Annotated in this window: 2 protein-coding genes; one reads left to right on the top strand and one right to left on the bottom strand. The window is 67.3% G+C overall.

The features are described 5' to 3' along the window. Positions 1-132 precede the first annotated feature (132 nt). Positions 133-2,232, top strand: coding sequence for an SUMF1/EgtB/PvdO family nonheme iron enzyme (locus tag ACFDR9_RS27220; protein ID WP_409033009.1), 2,100 nt, complete (start codon positions 133-135; stop codon positions 2,230-2,232). Between the two features lie 63 nt (positions 2,233-2,295). Here the strand turns inward: ACFDR9_RS27220 and ACFDR9_RS27215 are convergent, their stop codons facing one another. Further along, positions 2,296-3,243 (bottom strand): 5'-nucleotidase, encoded by a 948-nt coding sequence (locus ACFDR9_RS27215; protein WP_017875831.1) that lies wholly within the window; start codon positions 3,241-3,243, stop codon positions 2,296-2,298. Between the last annotated feature and the right edge of the window lie 231 nt (positions 3,244-3,474).

The raw sequence follows: 3,474 nt of genomic DNA, 5'->3' as shown, positions 1-3,474 counted from the left end.
GTGTGATATACCCCCCCCCCCCCCCCCCCCCCCCCCCCCCCCCCCCCCCCCCCCCCTCCCCCCCCCCCCCCCCCCCCCCCCCCCCCCCCCGCAGCCCCCCCCGCCCCCCGCCAGGGCACCGAACTGGGCCTGATGGCCGGCCAGGAAATCGGTCCGCAAAACCGCCGCTACCGGTTGGAACGCCTGATCGCCCACGGCGGCATGGGCCAGGTCTGGCAAGCCACCGACCTGGCCACCCACGCCGAACTGGGCAACAGCGAAATGGTGGCGCTGAAAATCCTGCCGCCGCAACTGACCCAGAGCGCCACCCACGCCAAGCTGTTGATCGAAGAGGCGACCCAGGCGCGCAAGCTGGCGCACGAACACATCGTCCGGGTCTACGAATGGGCGCAGGACCCGGCCACGTCGAGCTACTTCATCATCATGGAATGCCTGGAGGGGGCCGACCTCGAGCACTACCTGGGCCAGCACGGCGCGCTGCCGCTCGACACCGTGCGGCGCTTGCTGTTGCCGGTGGCCGACGCGCTGGCCTACGCCTGGGACAAGCACAAACTGGTGCACCGCGACATCAAACCCGGCAACGTGTTCCTGACGCAGAAGGGCGACATCAAGCTGCTCGACTTCGGCATCGCCTCGCGCGTGCGCAACGCCGGCAGCAGCCTGGGCCTGCAAACGCCGAACGCCGGCACCACCGGCTACCGCGCGCCGGAGGCCGGCACGCACCAGCGCCAACCGAGTCCGACGCTGGACGTGTACGCCGTCGCGGTGATGGTCTACCAAATGTTGGAGGGTAAAATGCCGTTCGACGAGACGCGCGGCGCCGGCCACCTGCCGTCGCCCCCGGCCGGGCTGAATCCGGCCCAGTGGCAGGTGCTGCAAAACGGCTTCTCGATGACGCCGGAGGCGCGTCCGGCGTCGGTGCAGGCGCTGCTCGACAAGCTCGAACGCGCCGCCGGGCCGTCCGAGGAGGAGCTGGCGGCGTTGGCCGAGCAGGCCCGGTTGCGCGAAGAGCGGCGCCGGGAGGAGGTGGCGGCGCTGGCCGCGCAGGCCCGGCTGATCGAGCAAAAGCGCCAGCGGGAACTGGCGCTCAAGCGCAAGGCCGAGGCCGAGGCGGCCGCCGCCGAGAAGCTGCGGCTGGATCAGTTGCGCAAAACGCAGGACGCGCAGCGCCATATCGAAGCCGAGGCGGCCCGCAAGGCGCGCAAGGAAACCCTGCGCGAGCAGTTGCGCGTGCGCCGCGAGACCGACGCCGCCGCGGCGATGGCCGAACAGCAGGAACAACAGCGCAAGCTGCTGGCGGCGAAGGCCGAACTGGCCTACCGGGTCGAACAGGAGCGCGCCCGCAAACAACTGGCCAGCCGCGCCGCCGCCGAGCTGGCGCAGCAACTGCCGACGGCGACCAGCCCGGTGGCCGACGCCAACGGCGTGCTGCGCGACCGCTTTCTCGACGGCACCGGCGAAGGGCCGGAGCTGGTGCTGATCCCGACCGGGCGCTTCCAGATGGGCTCGCCCGAGCACGAGCGCAAGATCGCCATGGCGGCCGGCTCGCAAAAAAGCTGGCTCGAACGGGAAACGCCGCAGCACTGGGTCGGCATCGACTACTCGTTCGCGTTGGGGCGGCACCCGGTCAGCGTGGGCGAGTGGCGCCAGTTCGCCCGCGTCACCGGCTGGGTGTCGCAGTCCGAGACCGACTGGGACAACCCCGGCTTCGCCCAGGGCGAGCGGCACCCGGTGGTCGGCGTCAGCTGGCACGACGCGCAACTGTATTTGCAATGGCTGATCGAGCAGACCGGCCAGTTCTACCGGCTGCCGTCGGAGGCCGAGTGGGAGTACGCCTGCCGCGCCGGCAGCAAGAGCGCGTTCAGCTTCGGCGACGAGATCAGCACCGAGCACGCCAACTACGACGGCCACTACACCTACAACGGCAGCGTCCGCGGCCAGTACCGCGGCGGCACCAGCGCCGCCGGCGACTTCGCGCCCAACCCCTGGGGCCTGTACGACATGCACGGCAACGTCTGGGAATGGGTGCAGGACGCGGTGCACGACAACTACGAGGGCGCGCCGGCCGACGGCAGCGCGTGGGAAGAGGGCGGCGACGCCAGCCGGCGCATCCTGCGCGGCGGCTCGTGGTTGTACAACCCGCGCTACCTGCGCTCGGCGCTGCGCAACGGCTTCTCGTCGGCGCTCAGCAACGACATCGTCGGCTTCCGCGTTGCCCGCAACCTGGCCTGAGCGCCGGCGAGTGCAACAAAACCAGCGGCACAGAGCCGAATAGCCTCGGCAACCCAGCGGAACTTATTCATCCACCGCCGGCGCCAGCACGTTGGCGATGCCAAACGGCACATGCACCATCGGTATGGTGCCGCCGGCCGACTTCAGGTGGCTCAGCTGGTCGTCGAAGAAAATATGCGGCTTGAAGATGGCCAGCACGCGCGACTTGTCCATGCCGCCAAGGAAAAACGTTTCGTTGGCCGACACGCCCCAGCTTTTCAACGTCGTCACGACGCGCTCGTGCGAGGGCGCGTTGCGCGCCGTGATGATGGCGATGCGCAGGATCTTCTTGTAGGCCGGGTCGCGCCGCTGCGCCCTTTCCTCCAGGCGCTGCATCACCGCCAGCTTGCGGAACAGGTCGGCCAGCGGCCCCGGCTGGTGCGGCGTGGCCATGTTCTTGGTTTCGTGGGCGTGGAACTCGTCGACGTCGTTGTTGCGCTTGAACACGGTCTCGGCCTCGTCGTCGGCCAGCACGCCGTCGAAGTCGAAGGCGATGCGCAGCTCGCTGTCGCTTTCGTCGTCCTCGGTGCGCGAGGGCAGCACCAGCCCGGCCGGATATTGCTTGGCCAGCGCGTTGCGCACGTCCTCCTCATTGGCGCTTAAAAACAGCGAGGCGTTAAACGCCGGCAAATAAGAATACGGCGACTGCCCGGTGACGAAGGCCGCGCGCGATATGTCCAGTCCGTAATGGGCGATCGAGCGCAACACGCGCAAACCGGTTTCCGGCGAATTGCGCGAGAATAAAACGACCTCGACCGGCGCCTGGCGCGCAAAATGTTTATTGATGTTCAAGAAGCGCCGGATAAACGGGAACGCGACGCCGCGACTGAGTATCACATCGATATGCTGTTCCTGGTATTTTCGATATTCCTCGGCGCCGCTGTCAAGGTAGATCTGGTGCGATTCGGTCAGGTCGAACAGGGCGCTGGAGGCGATGCCGATGACAAGTTTATGTTCGATTTGATAGGGCATCTAGGCTCGCACGGTGTGGTTTTCTTGCACGCTATCTTATCCGAAATGGCGCGCCGGGGCGCGGTCGTTTGCGGACGCCCGCAAGCCGAAATGCCGGAGTAGAAATAGGTTGACGCCCATCAACTAAAGGACGATATTCGTGACTGTTCAGCCGCTATGCGGCAAGCGGGATAGGATTACCGTTGAAGGCCCGGAGCAGAACCTCAAGCATGCCATGGCCTTGCTTGCGTA

Source organism: Janthinobacterium sp. CG_23.3 (assembly GCF_046115965.1).
Lineage (GTDB): Bacteria > Pseudomonadota > Gammaproteobacteria > Burkholderiales > Burkholderiaceae_D > Janthinobacterium.
The sequence above is the reverse complement of the archived record's forward strand: the minus strand, read 5'-3'. Positions and strand labels throughout refer to the sequence as shown.